The sequence below is a fragment of the Ferrovibrio sp. genome (assembly GCF_029255545.1).
In the GTDB taxonomy this organism is placed as follows: Bacteria; Pseudomonadota; Alphaproteobacteria; order Ferrovibrionales; family Ferrovibrionaceae; genus Ferrovibrio.
This window is the reverse complement of sequence record NZ_JANLJJ010000065.1, coordinates 5,979-22,859: the sequence shown is the minus strand read 5'-3', so window position 1 is coordinate 22,859 and position 16,881 is coordinate 5,979. Positions and strand designations below refer to the sequence as shown.

Below are 16,881 nucleotides of genomic sequence, written 5' to 3'. Positions count from 1 at the left end.
TGTTCCTGCTCGGCGAATACACCAAATACGCCGCCGCCCTGCTGCGCGCGCATCTGGACACCATGCTGGCCGAGACGGTGGCCGCCAGCGGCGCCGAAAGCACGGTGCGCAAGGCATCGCCAGAAGCGAAGCCGGAAGCCCCCGAGACGCCCGCACCAGCACCGGCAACGGAGCCAGAGGAACCGAAAGCGGCGGAACCAGCGGCGCCTGAACCGAAGACACCTGAACCCAAGGCGACCGAATGAGCGGGCTGCGCGGACTGCTCTTCCAGATCGCCTTCCTGGCCTGGAGCACGCTGATCGCGCTTTACAGCCTGATCCCGCTTATTCTCGGCAACCGCGCGCAGATCTTCGCCATCGGCAAATTCTGGTCGGATAGCATCAACTGGCTGCTCAGGCGCATCGCCGGCATCACCTATCGCATCGAGGGCGTTGAGCATATCCCGCAGGGCGCCGCGCTGATCGCGTCCAAGCACCAGTCGCTGTGGGACACCGCCATCGTGCTGGCGCTGTTTCGTGGCCCGGCCATCGTGATGAAGCAGGAATTGCTGAAAATTCCGATCTACGGCGCGCTCTGCCGCGTCCAGGGCATGATCGCGGTGGATCGCGCCGGCGGCGCCAAGGCGCTTAAATCCATGCTGAAAAGCGCGCGTGACGCGGCGGCTGAAGGGCGCAAGCTGATCATCTTCCCGCAGGGCACGCGCACCCTGCCCGGCCAGCCGCACGCCTACCAGCCCGGCGTGGCGGCGCTCTATCGCGATCTGAAGATTCCCGTCGTGCCGGTGGCGCTCAATTCCGGCTTCTTCTGGCCCAAGCATGGCCTGAAGCGCCCGGCCGGCACCATCGTGATGCGCTTTTTGCCCGCGATACCAGCGGGACTGGACCGCGAGACATTCATGGCGCGGCTGGAAACCGAGATCGAAACCGCGCAGGCGGCGCTGGAAGCGGAGACGCGGGCGAAGCTGAAGACTTAAGCCGCCGCTTTCGGCTGCAACGCCTTCACCGGCGGCTGCTTGCGCTTCTGCGCCTGGGCCAGATCGTAATTGGCCTGCAAAGCCATCCAGAACCGCGCGGTGCTGACGCCGGCCTTTTCCAGCCGGATCGCAAGATCGGGACTGATGCCGGCGCGGCCGTTCAGCACCCGCGACAGCGCCACGCGCGACATGCCGAGGCGGTCGGCCGCCTGCTTCACCTGCAGGCCGAGCGGTTCAAGCACATCCTCGCGCAGCAGCAGGCCGGGATGGGGGTGGTGTTTCATCATGGCCGCCTCCTTCAATGATAATCCTGGTAATCGACCAGTTCGACATCGGTGCCGATGAAGCGGAAGGTCACGCGCCAGTTGCCGTTCACCCAGATCGACCAGTGGCCTTTCAGCTTGCCCTTGAGCGGGTGCGACCTGAACGCCGGCAGGTTGAGGTCTTCACTGCCCGCCGCCACATCAAGTGCGGCGAGGATGCGCGACAGCTTGGGCGCATGGGCCGCCTGCACGCCGCGCGTCGATCCCGTGCGGAAGAGAAGCTCCAGGCCCTTGTGCCGGAAACCGACGATCATGGCGGCAGGATAGCGGGCTTTGCGTATCGCGTATAGATACACTATGCGGACTAACCCGGCATGCACGATCTAATCCGGCCTGTGCATAACCTGGGATAACTGCAAAAGACCTGTGTGCGGATCACGGGGATAAGCCGGATTCTCCAGACTTCACAAGATATTGTGCCCTGCCTGCCGGTTGATCAATCTGTAGAAACATTAAGAGAACATTACGCTGGACTCTCACCCCCCGGGCGATAGAGTCAAAGAGCTGCGGCGCCGGCCGTTTTGAAGCCATCGGCGCCGCTTTCCGTCTGCTTTTTTCCGTCTGCTTTTTTCACAGGATTCCGTATGTCGCCGATCGCGCCGATTTCGCAGCAAATCTGGGACATGAAGTACCGGCTGAAAGGCCCGGACGGGAATCCGCTCGACCTTGCCATCCCCGATACCTGGCGCCGCATCGCCAGGGCCCTGGCCGCGCCGGAGAAAAATCCGGCCCAGTGGGAGCCGGATTTTTTCGAGGCGCTGGAGGATTTCCGTTTCCTGCCGGCCGGCCGCATCGTGGCCGGCGCCGGCACCGGGCGCAACGTGACTTTGTTCAACTGCTTCGTCATGGGCACGATCCCCGACGACATGGGCGGCATCTTCGAGCATTTGAAGGAAGCAGCGCTGACCATGCAGCAGGGCGGCGGCATCGGCTATGACTTCTCGACGTTGCGGCCACGCGGCGCGCCGGTGAAGGGCGTGGGCGCCGATGCCTCGGGGCCGCTCAGTTTCATGGATGTGTGGGACGCCATGTGCCGCACCATCATGTCGGCCGGCAGCCGGCGCGGCGCCATGATGGCGACGCTGCGCTGCGACCACCCGGATATCGAAGCCTTCATCGAGGCCAAGCGCGAGGCGGGCCGGCTGCGCATGTTCAACCTGTCGGTGCTGGTGACCGATGCCTTCATGGCGGCCGTGAAGCAGAATCTGCCCTGGGAACTGAAATTCAACGGCACCGCCTATCGCACCGTGCAGGCCCGCGAATTGTGGGACAAGATCATGCGGGCGACCTATGCCTTCGCCGAGCCCGGCGTGATCTTCATCGACCGCATCAACCGCCGCAACAACCTGGCCTATTGCGAGACCATCGCCGCCACCAATCCCTGCGGCGAGCAGCCCTTGCCGCCTTACGGCGCCTGTTTGCTGGGCTCGATCAACCTGGCGCGGCTGGTGAAACAGCCCTTCGAGGCCGAGGCCGAGCTGGATATCGCGGCGCTGGAGCGGCTGGTGCGCAGCGCCGTGCGCATGATGGACAACACCATCGACGTGTCGCGCTTTCCGCTGGAGCAGCAGCAGCACGAGGCCCAGGCCAAGCGCCGCATCGGGCTGGGCGTTACCGGCCTGGCCGATGCCCTGATCATGGTGGGCGCGCGGTATGGCTCGGCCGCCTCGATCAAACTGATCGAAACCTGGATGAAGCGGCTGCAGCGGGTGGCCTATCTCACGTCTGTTGAGCTGGCGAAGGAAAAAGGCGCCTTCCCGCTGTTCGACCGGGATGCCTACCTGAATGGCGAGAGCATCCGCGAACTGGACGAAGACGTGCGGGCTGCCATCGCGCAGCATGGCATCCGCAACGCGCTGCTCACCTCGATCGCGCCGACCGGCACGATCTCGCTGTTCGCCGACAACATCTCGTCGGGCCTGGAGCCGGTCTTCAGCTTCACCTATACCCGCAGCGTGCTGCTGCCCGATGGCAGCCGCCAGCAGGAAGAGGTGAGCGATTATGCCTATCGCCTCTATCGCCAGCTGAAGGGCGACAACGCGCCGCTGACCGAGGCTTTCGTGACGGCGCAGGACCTGTCGCCCGCCGACCATGTGCGCGTGCAGGCCGCCGTGCAGAAATACATCGACAGCTCGATCTCCAAGACCATCAACGTGCCCGAAGACATCGATTTCGATAGCTTCAAGGACGTCTACGCGATGGCCTACGAGCAGGGCTGCAAGGGCTGCACCACCTATCGCCCGAACGACATCACCGGCTCGGTGCTGAGCGTGAAGAAGGACGACAAGAAAAAGCCGGCCGAGGCCGCCCAGCAGGCCGAACTGCCGCTTGGCTCCGCCATGCGCCCGGCCGAATTGCGGCCGGTGGAAAGCCGTTCGCGCGATCCATTATCCGCTGGCGGCGTGGTCTACATGACCAAGCCGCTGGACCGGCCCGAGGCCCTGCCCGGCCGCACCTACAAGATCACCTGGCCGGACTCCGAGCACGCGATGTACATCACGCTGAACGACATCATCCAGGATGGCCGCGTGCGCCCCTTCGAGGTGTTCATCAACTCGAAGAACACCGAACACTATGCCTGGACCGTGGCGCTGACCCGCATGATGTCGGCGGTGTTCCGGCGCGGCGGCGACGTCAGCTTCGTGGTGGAGGAGCTGAAGGCCGTGTTCGATCCGCGCGGCGGCCACTGGATGGGCGGGCGCTACGTGCCCTCGCTGCTGGCGGCCATCGGCGAGGTGATCGAACGCCACCTGATCGAGATCGGCTTCATGGCCGATCCCCATGCCCAGCGCGAGGAAAAAGCCGTGCTGGCGCTGGCCGCCAACGCGGAAACGCCGAAACCCTTATCCGGTCTGCGGCAATGTCCGAAATGCGGCCAGCCCGGCCTGATCCGCTCCGAGGGTTGCGATACCTGCACCTCCTGCGGCTATAGTAAGTGCGGATAAGGCAGGGCTTTACGCGCGCGTAAGGCGTTGCCGCTAGGGAAACGCACCGCGCAGGCCGCATGAGTTCCGATCAGGCACAGCCGTCCATCCGGGCGGTGTTATGGGATTTCGGCGGGGTGATCCTCACCTCGCCCTTCGAGGCCTTCCGCCGCTATGAAGAGGCCCGCGGCCTGCCGCGCGATTTCCTGCGCCGGGTCAACTCGATCAACCCGCATGCCAATGCCTGGGCGCGCTTCGAGCGCGGCGAGGTGGATGCCGCGACCTTCGGCGATCTCTTCGCGGCGGAAGCGAAGGCCCTGGGCCATGACGTGCACGGCCGCGAGGTGCTGAAGCTGGTCTCGGGCGAGGTGCGGCCGCGCATGGTGGCGGCACTCAGAACCGTGAAGACGCGGTTCCGCATCGCCTGCCTGACCAACAACATGCCGCTGGGCCACGGGCCGGCGATGGCGGTGAGCCCGGAAAAGGCCGCGGCCGTGGCCGGGGTGATGCAGCTGTTCGACGTGGTGGTGGAGTCGAGCAAGGTGGGCGTGCGCAAGCCCGAGCCCGCCTTCTACGAACGCGCCTGCGCCCTGCTGGACATCCAGCCGGTTGAGGCCGTGTTCCTCGACGATCTCGGCATCAACCTGAAACCCGCCGCCGCCATGGGCATGCGCACCATCAAGGTGGAAGACCCGGACAGGGCCCTGGCCGAGCTGGGCGCGATCATTGGCATGGAGCTGTGAGATGAGCAGAGCCGACGACATTCTCAACTCCGAATTCGGCACGCTCTCCGGGCTGGTCGCCGCCCATGCGACCGAGCGGCCGGACCATCCGGCGCTGGTCGACGCGGAAGGCCTGCTGACCTACGGCCAGCTCGACGCCCGCGCCAACCGTGTCGCGGCGGCGTTGCAGCGCGACGGGGCAAAACACAGCGTCAACATCGTCAGTTATTCGCGCAACGATTACGTGGTGGTCTATCTCGGCGCGTTGCGCGCCGGCCTCGCGGTGGCGCCGCTGGCGCCCTCCTCGCTGCCCGAGCAGATCGTCGCCATGGCCAGCGACGCCGATGCCGCGCTGCTGTTCCTCGATGGCGACAACGAGACGGCGCTGAAGGATGTTCTGCCGCAGCTGCCGCGCCGCATCCGGCTGGATACGCCCGCCTTCGAGACCTGGCTGGCGCCGGTGGGCACAAAACCGGCGCCGGTGGGCATTACGCCGGCGATGCCGTTCAACATCATCTATTCCTCGGGCACGACCGGCACGCCCAAAGGCATCGTGCAGTCGCATGGCATGCGCTGGATGCACATGCAGCGCGCCAACATGTACGGCTATGACCGCGCCGCCATCACGCTGCTGTCCACGCCGCTGTATTCCAACACCACTCTGGTCAGTCTGTTTCCGACGCTGGCCGGCGGCGGCACGGCGATCCTGATGGCGAAATTCGACGCCTTGAAATACCTGGACCTGGCGCAGCAGCACCGCGTGACGCACACGATGCTGGTGCCGGTGCAGTACCAGCGCATCATGGCGCATCCAGATTTCGACAAACATGACCTGAGCGCTTTCCGCGCCAAGTTCTGCACCTCCGCGCCATTCAATGCGGCCCTGAAGGCCGACATCCTGAAACGCTGGCCCGGCAAGCTGATCGAGTATTACGGCATGACCGAGGGCGGCGGCACCTGCATCCTGATCGCCGACGAATTCCCCACCAAGCTGCATACCGTGGGCCGGCCGGCCGAAGGCCACGACATCCGCCTGATCACCGAGGACGGCAAACCGGCGAAACCGGGCGAGATCGGCGAGATCGTCGGCCATTCCGGCGCCATCATGACCAATTACCACAAGCAGCCGGGCAAGACGGCGGAAGCCGAATGGTTCGACGAGACCGGCAAACGCTTTATCCGCACCGGCGACCTGGGCCGCTTCGACGAGGACGGTTTTTTGCAGCTGATGGACCGCCGCAAGGACATGGTCATCTCGGGCGGCTTCAACATCTATCCCAGCGACCTGGAAGCCGTGCTGCGTCAGCACCCGGCCGTGTTCGACGTGGCCGTGGTGGGCGTGCCGAGCGAACAATGGGGCGAGACGCCGGTGGCCTTCGTGGTGAAGGCGCCGGGCGCTGAGATCGGCGCGCCGGAGTTGCTCGCCTGGGCTAACGGGAAGCTCGGCAAGATGCAGCGCATCTCAGGCATCGAATTCCGCGACCTGCTGCCGCGCAGCGCGATCGGCAAGGTGCTGAAGCGCGAATTGCGGGATGAATACAAGGTGGCGGCTAAAATCTAGCCGTCATGGCCGGGCTTGACCCGGCCATCCATGTCTTTGTCGCAGAAAAAACAAACTCGTGGATGCCCGGACCAAGTCAGGGCATGACGGTTTCAGTAGGGATCAAATCCCCGGACAGCGTTTTTTCACTTCCGCCAGCAGGTGATGCAGCGGGCCGTCGCCGATGCCCAGTTCGTCCAGATGCGCCACCGTGTTGGCCAGATACACCGCATTGGGGCCGCGCGCGCCGCAGCAGGAGGCGATGGTCTCGATCACCTGCTGCTCGCCTAAGTACCCTGCATACTGCTTGTGGTGCGGATCGGCCACGAAGGCCAGCACCTTCACCCTGGTGCCGTCTTCCATCTGCGCCAGATGGAAGCCCGGGCGGTAGACGCCGGTGACCATTTCGCGGCGATAGAGATAGTCGATCACGGCGGTTTCGTCGCCGCGCTTCACGCGGAAGGCCTTGCCGGTGCAGGAGCCGCCCGGCATCAGGCCCAGCACCAGGCCGGGCCGCTCCGGCGTGCCGCGATAACGGTGCGACCAGACGCAGAAACCGCGATGGTAACCCCAGAGCCGCGCCGTCATCTGCTTCGTGAACGGGAAACCCGGGTCCCACATGAGCGAGCCGTAGCCGAACACCCAGAGCGGCTGGCCCTTCTCAGGGATGATCTGGGGAAACGGCGGCGCCAATTCGCCGGGCAAAGGCTCTTCGTGGTCGAAAGGAATATGGCGCCGGTTCATTTGCTGGGGTTCATGTATTCGTCTTGGGCGCGATGTTGACCAAAGCTACGCCCAGCATGGTGGCGGCCATGCCGACGAGCGCCAGCGCGCTTAAGCTTTCGCCGAACAGGAAATAGGCCACCAAAGCCGTGCAGGGCGGCACCAGGAAGAACAGGCTGGAGACCCTGGCCGCCGCGCCGCGCCGGATCAGGATGAACAGCAGCGTGATGGCGCCCAGGGAGAGCACGATGCAGAGCCAGCCGAGCGCAAAAAGGAATTCGCCGCTCCATTGCACCTGCCGGGTTTCGAACAGCAGCGCAAAGGGTACCAGGGCAACCGTGGTGGCGGCGAACTGGATCGCCGTGCCCGAACGCAGGTCGATGGCGGGGCAGGATTTCTTCTGGTACAGCGTGCCGGTGGTGATGCCGAGCAGCGCGATGCCCGAGAGTGCGTAGCCCCAGGCGGTGCCGACGCCGATATCCAGCTTGGTCCAGACCACCAGCACCACGCCGCTCAGGCCCAGGCCTAAGCCGAGCCATTGCCTGGCCGTGACGCGTTCGCCCAGCACCGGGCCGGCGGCGGCGGCCACCAATAACGGCTGGATGCCGACGATCAGCGCCGAGATGCCGGCCGGCACGCCATGGAAGATCGAGGCGAAGACGCCGCCGAGATAGACGCCGTGCAGCAGCAGGCCCGCCACCGCGATATGGCCGGCCATGGCCCAGTCCCGCGGCCAGGGCGCGCCGCTCAGGCCCGCGAAGATGCAGAGCAGAACGGTGACGATGGCGAAGCGCAGCACCAGGAAGGTCATCGGCTCGGCATAGGGCAGGCCGAGCTTGGCGCCGATGAAGCCGGTGGACCACAGCAGCACGAACAGGCCCGGCATGGCAGCGATGGCCCAGGTCTGCAAGGAAGCGGGTTTGGTGACAGTCGAAGAGGACATAACGGCGGGAGGCGACGGATTGTTCATGGCACTATCGGTTTAATGACCAGCTATGGCAAGCAGAGGCTGTTGGCAAGCTGGAGAAGGCCGGGAGGGCCTGCTATATCCTCGCCATGCGCTATATCGTCCTGGCCGGCCTGATCGTCGGCGCCCTGCTCGGCTATTACGTCCTGTGGTCGCACCTGGCCGACCAGGTGGCGGCCCAGGCCAACGCCTGGATCGAGGTCCAGAAACGCCTGGGCCGCGAGGTGGAGCATGCCGGCCTGCGGCTCTGGGGTTTTCCCTACCGGCTGTCGCTGACCATCGAGCGGCCACGCTGGCGCGATCCGCAGAGTCCGTTCGGCTGGCAGATCGCCGCCGACGAGATCACCGCGCATCTGCAATTCTGGGATCGGCATCACGTGATCTTCGAGCTGCCGGGCCGGCAGCGCCTGGTCTGGCGCGAAGCGGGCCAGGACAAGCGGCTTGACCTGGCGGCCGAGCGTTTCCGCGCCAGCCTGGTGCTGGACAGCACCAACACGGCCCTGCGCTTCGCCGCCGATATCGCCAGGCCGCAGTTTTCCGGCGCGGCGCTGAACGGCTGGACGGCCGACAAGCTGCTGCTGCATGGCCGCCGCGCCGGCAACCAGCCGCCCAGCGCCGACCTGTCGCTGCAGGCGGAAAACATCCAGCTGCCCGACAGCGCCGAGGGACCGCTGGGCCGGCAGATCGCGCAGCTGAAACTGATCGGCACCGCGCGCGGCGCCGCCTATGGCAACAGCCCGGAAGCCCTGCTGGCCTCGTGGCGCGATGGCGGCGGCGTGATCGACCTGCAGACCGTGAGCCTGCATTGGGGCGGCATGATGCTGGATGGCGACGGCTCGCTCACCGTGGACAGGCAATTCCGCCCGCTCGGCGCCATGGGCGGCCAGATCCGCAATGCCACCATCGGCATCGACGCGCTGGTGGCCGCCGGCAGGATGAAGCCAAACGAGGCGACGGCGGCCAAGGCCGCCCTGACGCTGGTGACCAAGCGGGATGCGAAGGGTGAACCCTATCTGCCGGTGCCGCTGACCGCGCAAGACGGCAAACTGTTCCTCGGCCCGGTGGCCCTGTTCACTCTGGCGCCGGTGCTGGCGGTGCCAGTGCAATAAGGCCACCAGAAAAAATGGGATGCCGGGTCAAGCCCGGCATGACGATGGTGGAATAAGCGCCTGGACTTTTCTTCCGTCACCCCGGGCTCGACCCGGGGCCCCATTTTGTAATCAGGACTGGGCGTCGCCCTTCGCACCGGCGCCGCGGCCGAAATCGGGCGCGGCGGTTTCCTGGCCGGCATCGATGATGGCGCGGCGGATGGCGCGGGTGCGGGTGAACAGGTCGAACAAAGCGTCGCCCTCGCCCCAGCGGATCGCGCGTTGCAGGGCGATCAGGTCCTCGGTGAAGCGGCCGAGCATTTCCAGCACCGCTTCCCTGTTGTTGAGGAAGACGTCGCGCCACATGGTGGGGTCGGAGGCGGCGATGCGGGTGAAATCGCGGAAACCGCCGGCAGAATACTTGATCACTTCCGATTCCGTCACGGTCTCCAGGTCGTCAGCGGTGCCGACGATGTTGTAGGCGATCAGGTGCGGCACATGGCTGGTGATCGCCAGCACCAGGTCGTGATGGCGCGGCTCCATGATCTCGACCTTGCTGCCGATGGCGGCCCAGAAGGCCTTCACCTTCTCCACGGCGGCGGCGTCCGTGCCGGCCTCGGGCGTGAGGATGCACCAGCGGTTCTGGAACAGCGCGGCGAAACCGGCCTGCGGGCCGGAATGCTCGGTGCCCGCCACCGGATGGCCCGGCACCAGATGCACGCCTTCGGGCAGATGCGGCGCCACATCGCGGATCACCGCCTGCTTGCACGAGCCGACATCGGAAACGATGGCGCCTTTTTTGAGCGCCGCGCCGATATGGGCGGCGACCGCGGCATTGGCACCCAGCGGCACGCAGAGCAGCACCAGATCGGCATCCTTCACGGCCTCGGCCGCATCGTTATGCACGCTGTCGCCCAGCTTCAGGTCTTGCGCCTGTTTGCGGTGCGTTTCGCTGGCATCGGCAATCGCGATATGCTTCGCCAGACCATGCTCGCGCGCGGCGCGCGCGATCGACGAGCCGATCAGGCCGATGCCGATGATGGCGAGACGATCGAACACCGCGTTCAGCCTTTCATCACGTCGGTGAGGGCCGCGATCACCATGTCGTCTTCCTCGACCGTGCCGATGGACAGGCGCAGGGCATCGTTCAGGCCATAACCGCCCATGCCGCGCAGGATCAGGCCGCGTTGGCGCAGGGCGGCATCGGCCGCCTTGACCTGCTCGGGCCCGCCGGGGAAACGCATCAGCAGGAAATTCGCCACGCTGGGCAGGATTTCGATGCCGAGTTTCTGCAACGCGGCGGTGACGCGCGCCAGTTCGGCATCGTTATGGGCGCGGGCCTTCTCGACCCAGGCGGTGTCTTCCAGGGCGGCGACGCCGGCGGCCTGGGCCGCGGCATTGACGTTGAACGGGCCGCGCACGCGGTTGAGCACGTCGATCACGTTGGCCGGCGCATAGGCCCAGCCCAGCCGCAAAGCGGCCAGGCCGTAGATCTTGGAGAAGGTGCGCAGCACCATCGTGTTGTCGGAGCCGGCCACCAGCTCCATGCCGTTGGAATAGTCGTTGCGGCTGACATATTCGGCATAAGCCGCGTCGATCACCAGCAGCACATGGGCCGGCAGGCCGGCGCGCAGGCGGCGCAGCTCGGCGGCCGGGATATACGTGCCGGTGGGGTTGTTCGGGTTGGTGAGGAATACCAGCCGCGTCTTCGGCGTGACGGCGGCCAGGATCGCATCCACATCGGCGGTGAAGTTCTTTTCCGCCGCCTTCACCGGCGTCGCGCCGCGCGCCTGGGTGGCGATCGGATACATCATGAAGCCGTATTGCGAATAGATCACCTCGTCGCCCGGGCCGACATAGGCGGCGCAGATCAGCGAGATCATCTCGTCCGAGCCGTTCGAGCACACGATGTTGTCGGCCGGGATGCCGTAATGCTTCGCCAGCGCCTGGCGCAACGCATCCACCGCGCCGTCGGGATAGCGGTGCAGCTCGGTCGCCATCTGCTGGAACACCGCCATCGCCTTCGGGCTGGGCCCCATCGGCGTTTCGTTCGACGACAGCTTGTGCACCTTCGTCACGCCGGGCACTTTGCCTTCGCCGCCCTTGTAGGGCGCGATATCGAGAATTCCGGGTTGCGGCTTCGGCGCGGTCACGGCAGGCACTCCTTGGTCGAAATCAGTCTTACGCCGGATCGGCGGGCAGCGGCACGGCATAGGCGCCGATCACCACCGCATCGTCGATCAGTTTCGGGTCGGCGGCAATCAGCGCGGCCAGCCGGGCATCGTCGGCCGCCATGAACCCGTCGCTTTCCAGCAGCACGCGGGCGCCATCCTCGCCGCGCCGATGCTGGGCCAGCACCCGGCCTTCGAGACCCACCTGGGCCAGCAGGGCGGAAATCCGCGCGATGCTGGGCGCGGACTCGGTCATGGTCAGCACCAGCAGGCTGCGATCCTCGCCCGAATCCTCGGGCGGCGCATTGGCGATCACATAGGCATCCAGCTCGGCCAGCCGGCCATGGGGATTGGGCACGAAGGGCAGGCGCGCGATCACGCGAGGCGTGCCGGGCGAACGCGAGGCGAGCTGCGGCCACCAGCTTTCCTTCTCGCCGTCTTCCGGCTGGGCCATCACGCCGATGGCGGCCGGCTGGGCCGAGATCGCGCGCATCACCGCGTTGGCGGTGGTGCAGAGCTGCAGCGGCGTGGTGGAACCGTACCAGTCGCGCGCCAGGTCCCAGCGGGCGGCCGATTTGTTGGGGGCATGCACCGCCACCTTCACGGCATTCGCCTGCAGGGGATAGAGGGCGGCGATCATCTCGCGCCAGATGCGCGACACGGACGCGGCCGGCAGGGCGCCGCGATGGCGGGCGATCAGGTGGCGGATGATCTGGGCCTCGCGGCTGGGCCGCAGGAAACCGTCACCCGTCGCCTGCTTGGCGGTGGCGACGCGCTGCACGGCCTCGGCGCGCCGGCGCAGCAGATCCAGGATCTGGTCGTCCAGCACGTCGATCTCGCGCCGCAGATCGGCCAGGCTCGGGATATGGTCACTCATGGGAAACAGGATACCGGGGGCTGAAAAACCGCATAGTCTTAAGAGCTTCGCCCCTGAAAAGCAAAGAAAACATTGACACCATCGGCGGGGGTCACTAAGCACGGGGGCCCGCGCCGGACAGGGTCCCGGCCGGGCTTCGCCACACCCGTCAGGGCTGGCGGAAATCCCCGCTCCAAGCCCTGTAGGATATCCCGGCTGCCTGCCATGAGTGCCGCACTCCCCCCCCTGTCCAGCCACGATCCCGTCGGCCCCGGCCACCGGGTCACGTTAGGCGAAACCCTGCCGCTCAAGCTCGATTGCGGGCTGGATCTCGGCCCCTACCAGATCGCCTATACGACCTATGGCCACCTGAATGCCGAGAAGTCGAACGCGATCCTGATCTGCCATGCCCTGACCATGGACCAGCATGTCGCCAACACCCATCCGGTGACCGGCAAGCCGGGCTGGTGGCTGACCGCCGTGGGCCCGGGCAAGATCATCGATACCGATCGATTCTTCGTGATCTGCGCCAATGTGCTGGGCGGCTGCATGGGCTCGTCCGGCCCGGCCGAGACCGACCCGGCCACGGGCAAACCCTATGGCCTGCGCTTTCCCGTCATCACCATTCGCGACATGGTGAATGCCCAGGCCATGCTGCTGGACCATCTGGGCATCCACCAGCTGTTCTGCGTGATCGGCGGCTCGATGGGCGGCATGCAGGTGCTGCAATGGGCGGCGAGTTATCCCGAGCGCGTCTTCTCGGCGATTCCGATCGCCTGCGCCGCCAAACATTCGGCGCAGAACATCGCCTTCCACGAGGTCGGCCGCCAGGCGATCTATGCCGATCCGCAATGGCACCAGGGCGATTATTTCGACCACGACACCATTCCGCGCGCCGGCCTGGCCGTGGCGCGCATGGCCGCCCATATCACCTACCTGTCGGAAGCAGCATTACACCGCAAGTTCGGCCGCAACCTGCAGAACCGCGAACGCATCACCTATGGCTTCGAGACCGAGTTCCAGGTGGAAAGCTACCTGCTGCACCAGGGATCGAGCTTCGTCGAGCGATTCGACGCCAATTCCTATCTCTACATCACCCGCGCGATGGATTATTTCGACCTGGCGGCGCAGGCCGGCGGCAATCTCGCCAATGCCTTCCAGGGCACGAAGACGCGCTTCTGCGTAGTGTCCTTCACCTCCGACTGGCTGTTCCCGACCTCGGAAAGCAAGGAGATCGTGCGCGCGTTGAACGCGGCGGCGGCCAATGTCAGCTTCGTCGAGATCGAGACCGACAAGGGCCACGACGCCTTCCTGCTCGACGAGCCGGTGATGTTCGCCACGCTGAAGGGTTTTCTCGATGGCTGCGCCGAGCAGCGCGGTCTGAACGGGAGCCAGACATGACCAACAGCGCTCCGATCAAGGATGTCGCACACAAGGACATCCGCCGCGACCTGCTGATGATCGCCGAGATGGTGGCGCCGCAAAGCCGCCTGCTGGATGTCGGCTGCGGCGACGGATCGCTGCTGGAATACCTGGCGCACGAGAAGCAGGTGGATGGCAGGGGGATCGAGATCCGCCAGAGCGGCGTGAATGCCTGCGTGGCGCGCGGCCTGAGCGTAATCCAGGGCGATGCCGATACCGACCTACCCGATTATCCCGATGCCGCCTTCGACTACGTGGTGCTGAGCCTGACCCTGCAGGCCACGCGCAATCCGCGCAAGGTGCTGCACGAGATGCTGCGCATCGGCCGGCGCGCCATCGTGTCGTTTCCCAATTTCGCCTACTGGCGGGTGCGGCTGCAGCTGATGTTCGGCGGTCGCATGCCGATGACGGCGGCGCTGGACGATCCGTGGTACGAGACGCAGAACATCCATCTCTGCACCATCCAGGATTTCGACGAGCTGTGCGCCCGCGACGGCTTCATCGTCGAGCAACGCATCGCGGTGGACGGCCATGGCAACCGCAATGGCTGGAAGCTGCAGGGCGCGGCGGCGAACTGGTTCGGCGCGCAGGCTGTCTACGTCTTGCACCGCCGATAGGCGGTGCGGGCTGTAAATGTGTTACGCCGACGCGGGGCCTGAGCCGTCGCGCTTGCGGAAACTGCGGGCGGGGCTTGCGGGATTGAGCACAAAGGCGCGCTGCTTCTGCTTCACGGCCTTCACCGGGGCGGCGGCATAGACCTGCTTCTCGGCCTCCACCAGCAGCACGCCGGAGAAGCGGCTCCACAGGATTTCGCCGGTCTTCTCCCAGGCATTCACCGCCCGGATCACGAAGGCGCGGTCGGACGGCGGCAGCCACAATGCGGCCTGCGACTGGGTGGGCGAGAACATCGCATCGCGCATCAGCCGCGTGAGCTGCGGCGGCGTATAGGGGTGGCCCTGGCCAAACGGCGTGGCCTCGATATGCGCCCACAGGCCGCGCCGGTTCGGCACCACGGCCAGCAGACGGCCCTGCGGGGTCAGCACGCGCCACACCTCGCGCAGAAGCGCCCGCGTGTTTTCCGAATTCTCCAGCGCATGCATCAGCAGCAGGCGATCCACGCTGGCATCGGGCAGCGGCAGGTCGTCCTCGTCCACCAGCATGACGCGGCCGGGCAGGCCGCGCGGCCAGCGCACCACGCCCTGCGGCCCCGGCATGGCGGCGATCACCCGCTCGGCCTCGCCCTCGAAGATGCGCAGGTAAGGCGTGGCATAGCCAAGGCCAAGCACCGTCAGGCCATGCACATCGGGCCAGAAGGCGCGCAGTTTCGGCCGCAGCAGGCGGCGCACCGCGCGACCCAGCGGGTTGGCGTAGAATTCGCGCAGATCGATGATGTCGGGGCGCAGCATCGCGCTATATTAGCAGCTTCCGCCGCCCCTGTTGAGAATGACGCCATGCCTCTCGAAATCGTGCAGATTCCCGTGCTCAGCGACAATTACGTCTACCTAGCGCATGACCCGGCGACGGGCGCCACCGGCGTGGTCGACCCCGCCGTGCATGAGCCGGTGCTGGCCACGCTGGAAAAACGCGGCTGGCGGCTGAGCCATATCCTCAACACCCATCATCACCCCGACCATGTCGGCGGCAACCTGGCGCTGAAAGCCGCCACCGGCTGCCAGATCGTGGGGCCCCAGGCCGATGCCGACCGCATCCCCGGGATCGACGTGCAACTGGCCGATGGCGAGACGTGGAGTCTGGGCGGCGAGGAAGCCCGAATCTTCGACGTGCCAGGCCACACGAAGGGCCATATCGCCTTCTGGTTCGCCGGATCGAAGGCGCTGTTCTGCGGCGACACGCTGTTCGCGCTGGGCTGCGGAAGGCTGTTCGAGGGTACGCCGGCGCAGATGTGGCAATCCCTGAGCAGGCTCGCCGCGCTGCCCGACGACACGCGGATCTACTGCGCCCATGAATATACCGAATCCAATGCCCGCTTCGCCGTCACCGTCGAGCCCGGCAACGCGGCGCTGAACGCGCGGTATGATGCCATCAGGGCGGCGCGGGCAAAAGGCCAGCCGACCGTGCCGTCGCTGTTGGGCGAGGAAAAGGCGACCAATCCCTTCCTGCGCCCGATGAGCGAAAACCTGCGCGCGACCCTGGGCATGATGGCGGCCGACGACGTGACGGTGTTCGCCGAGACGCGCAAGCGCAAGGATACGTTCAGGGGCTAGCGACGTAGACCGGCGTCAGCTCGGCATAGGTGGCGTCGCGCAGCTCGCCGATCATGGCCCACAGCCGTTCGGCAAAGTCGCGGTTGGCCGCATGGAAGGCGCGGCCAAGCGGCACGTGGAAATCCTCGATCAGCACCGGCGGCATCACCTTTTCGATGCGGGCCCCCGCCTGTATCACAGTCTGCTCCATCATTTGGCGGTCGCCGATGATGTCGAGGGTCACCACGGCATCGACGCGACCCAGCGCCAGCATGCCAAACATCTGGCCGCTGCCTTCGATGCGGATGATCTCCACGCCCTGGGCCAGCAGCGCGTCGGCCACCAGCTGCGTGCCGCTGACCGCAATCGGCGTGGTGAGGCCTCCGACATGCCGGCCATCCCAGGTGATGGCACTGCCCTGCCGGCGGTAAAGCGAATGGGCCAGGCGGGCGGCGTAGCGGGTGGCATCGGGCTGACCGTTGCGCATGGGGAAGACCAGGTCGCGGGCGCGCCCGGCGGAATAGCGGAAACCGAGAATGCCGTCCTGCTGCCCGGCCTTGACCTCCTCGGCCATGCGGCGCGCCGGCAGGCGGGTGAGAACCAGCCGACCGCCGAGGCGCTCGACCGCGCGCTGCACCAGTTCGACCGCGATGCCGGGCCGCGCCGGAATGGCCGTGCCGTTGCCGGCAAGATAGGGGCTGGCATCCTGGTTGATGTAGCCCAGCCGCAGGTCGACCGCGTGAACGGGCGAAGACAGGCCCAGCAGAACCAGGCCGGCGATGACGAACGGGCGAATCATTCCGCCCAGTGTAGCCCAGCGCAACGGCGCGGCGGAATACGATAGTAGTGCGGGGCATTCTCATACGTCATGCCCGGGCTTGACGATTTATGTGTTGGTCTTCAGAGCGGCCGTCGCGCCTTCAGCGCGGCGCCCAGGGTGCCGTCGTCGAGATAGTCGAGTTCGCCGC

At 66.1% G+C, this 16,881-nt stretch carries 18 protein-coding genes and 1 pseudogene; 9 read left to right on the top strand and 10 right to left on the bottom strand.

The features are described from left to right. Both Q1J79_RS13005 and Q1J79_RS13000 read left to right on the top strand, forming a co-directional pair. The coding region (locus Q1J79_RS13005; RefSeq protein ID WP_300301028.1) for a hypothetical protein at nt 1-245 on the top strand (245 nt) is incomplete at its 5' end. After that, on the top strand, nt 242-973 hold the full coding sequence (locus tag Q1J79_RS13000; RefSeq protein ID WP_300301026.1) for a 1-acyl-sn-glycerol-3-phosphate acyltransferase: 732 nt from the start codon (nt 242-244) through the stop codon (nt 971-973). The genes Q1J79_RS13005 and Q1J79_RS13000, both read left to right, overlap by 4 nt. On the opposite strand, the gene Q1J79_RS12995 is transcribed toward Q1J79_RS13000, so the two are convergent. After that, nucleotides 970-1,260, bottom strand: coding sequence for a HigA family addiction module antitoxin (locus Q1J79_RS12995; protein ID WP_300301024.1), 291 nt, complete (start codon nt 1,258-1,260; stop codon nt 970-972). The two genes, Q1J79_RS13000 and Q1J79_RS12995, sit on opposite strands and share 4 nt — an antisense overlap. Before the next feature lie 11 nt (nt 1,261-1,271). Then, a complete protein-coding gene (locus tag Q1J79_RS12990) occupies nt 1,272-1,550 on the bottom strand; it encodes a type II toxin-antitoxin system RelE/ParE family toxin (RefSeq protein ID WP_300301022.1) in 279 nt (92 codons plus the stop codon). A gap of 330 nt (nt 1,551-1,880) precedes the next feature. Here Q1J79_RS12990 and Q1J79_RS12985 point away from each other — a divergent pair, with 330 nt between their 5' ends. Genes Q1J79_RS12985 through Q1J79_RS12975 form a run of 3 tightly spaced genes read left to right on the top strand, consistent with a single transcriptional unit; the run spans nt 1,881 to nt 6,503 of the window. After that, nucleotides 1,881-4,241: an adenosylcobalamin-dependent ribonucleoside-diphosphate reductase gene (locus tag Q1J79_RS12985; protein ID WP_300301019.1), complete on the top strand. Its 2,361-nt coding sequence runs from the start codon at nt 1,881-1,883 to the stop codon at nt 4,239-4,241. A 59-nt stretch (nt 4,242-4,300) separates the two neighbouring features. Next, nucleotides 4,301-4,963, top strand: a complete 663-nt coding sequence (locus Q1J79_RS12980) for an HAD-IA family hydrolase (RefSeq protein WP_300301016.1) — start codon at nt 4,301-4,303, stop codon at nt 4,961-4,963. Nucleotide 4,964: 1 nt separating this feature from the next. Then, nucleotides 4,965-6,503, top strand: a complete 1,539-nt coding sequence (locus Q1J79_RS12975) for a class I adenylate-forming enzyme family protein (protein WP_300301014.1) — start codon at nt 4,965-4,967, stop codon at nt 6,501-6,503. A 102-nt stretch (nt 6,504-6,605) separates the two neighbouring features. Here Q1J79_RS12975 and Q1J79_RS12970 read toward each other — a convergent pair whose 3' ends face one another. Both Q1J79_RS12970 and Q1J79_RS12965 read right to left on the bottom strand, forming a co-directional pair. Next, nucleotides 6,606-7,226 (bottom strand): gamma-glutamylcyclotransferase, encoded by a 621-nt coding sequence (locus Q1J79_RS12970; protein ID WP_300301012.1) that lies wholly within the window; start codon nt 7,224-7,226, stop codon nt 6,606-6,608. 10 nt (nt 7,227-7,236) lie between these two features. Beyond that, nucleotides 7,237-8,148: a DMT family transporter gene (locus tag Q1J79_RS12965; RefSeq protein WP_300301009.1), complete on the bottom strand. Its 912-nt coding sequence runs from the start codon at nt 8,146-8,148 to the stop codon at nt 7,237-7,239. A gap of 113 nt (nt 8,149-8,261) precedes the next feature. Here Q1J79_RS12965 and Q1J79_RS12960 point away from each other — a divergent pair, with 113 nt between their 5' ends. Next, nucleotides 8,262-9,281: a DUF2125 domain-containing protein gene (locus Q1J79_RS12960; protein ID WP_300301007.1), complete on the top strand. Its 1,020-nt coding sequence runs from the start codon at nt 8,262-8,264 to the stop codon at nt 9,279-9,281. A 111-nt stretch (nt 9,282-9,392) separates the two neighbouring features. Here Q1J79_RS12960 and Q1J79_RS12955 read toward each other — a convergent pair whose 3' ends face one another. From Q1J79_RS12955 to pheA, 3 genes are read right to left on the bottom strand one after another with little or no spacing between them, the layout of a single operon-like run. Continuing rightward, complete coding sequence (locus Q1J79_RS12955; protein WP_300301050.1) at nt 9,393-10,328, bottom strand: prephenate/arogenate dehydrogenase family protein; 936 nt, start codon at nt 10,326-10,328, stop codon at nt 9,393-9,395. Beyond that, a complete protein-coding gene (gene hisC, locus Q1J79_RS12950) occupies nt 10,325-11,413 on the bottom strand; it encodes a histidinol-phosphate transaminase (RefSeq protein WP_300301005.1) in 1,089 nt (362 codons plus the stop codon). Before hisC ends, Q1J79_RS12955 begins: the two co-directional genes overlap by 4 nt. 28 nt (nt 11,414-11,441) lie before the next feature. Continuing rightward, entirely contained in the window at nt 11,442-12,308 is an 867-nt protein-coding gene (pheA, locus tag Q1J79_RS12945; RefSeq protein WP_300301003.1) for a chorismate mutase, read from the bottom strand. Nucleotides 12,309-12,512: 204 nt separating this feature from the next. Between pheA and Q1J79_RS12940 the strand changes: the two genes are divergently transcribed. Beyond that, a complete protein-coding gene (locus Q1J79_RS12940; RefSeq protein ID WP_300301001.1) occupies nt 12,513-13,688 on the top strand; it encodes a homoserine O-acetyltransferase in 1,176 nt (391 codons plus the stop codon). Next, nucleotides 13,685-14,326, top strand: coding sequence for a methionine biosynthesis protein MetW (gene metW / locus Q1J79_RS12935; protein ID WP_300300999.1), 642 nt, complete (start codon nt 13,685-13,687; stop codon nt 14,324-14,326). Before Q1J79_RS12940 ends, metW begins: the two co-directional genes overlap by 4 nt. Before the next feature lie 21 nt (nt 14,327-14,347). Here the strand turns inward: metW and Q1J79_RS12930 are convergent, their stop codons facing one another. Further along, nucleotides 14,348-15,115: a methyltransferase domain-containing protein gene (locus Q1J79_RS12930; RefSeq protein WP_300300997.1), complete on the bottom strand. Its 768-nt coding sequence runs from the start codon at nt 15,113-15,115 to the stop codon at nt 14,348-14,350. A 45-nt stretch (nt 15,116-15,160) separates the two neighbouring features. Between Q1J79_RS12930 and gloB the strand changes: the two genes are divergently transcribed. Next, entirely contained in the window at nt 15,161-15,934 is a 774-nt protein-coding gene (gene gloB, locus Q1J79_RS12925) for a hydroxyacylglutathione hydrolase (protein ID WP_300300996.1), read from the top strand. On the opposite strand, the gene Q1J79_RS12920 is transcribed toward gloB, so the two are convergent. Both Q1J79_RS12920 and Q1J79_RS21115 read right to left on the bottom strand, forming a co-directional pair. Next, complete coding sequence (locus Q1J79_RS12920; protein WP_300300994.1) at nt 15,924-16,712, bottom strand: hypothetical protein; 789 nt, start codon at nt 16,710-16,712, stop codon at nt 15,924-15,926. The two genes, gloB and Q1J79_RS12920, sit on opposite strands and share 11 nt — an antisense overlap. Nucleotides 16,713-16,813: 101 nt before the next feature. Beyond that, nucleotides 16,814-16,881: pseudogene (locus tag Q1J79_RS21115) on the bottom strand (recombination protein RecR); the annotation flags it as partial.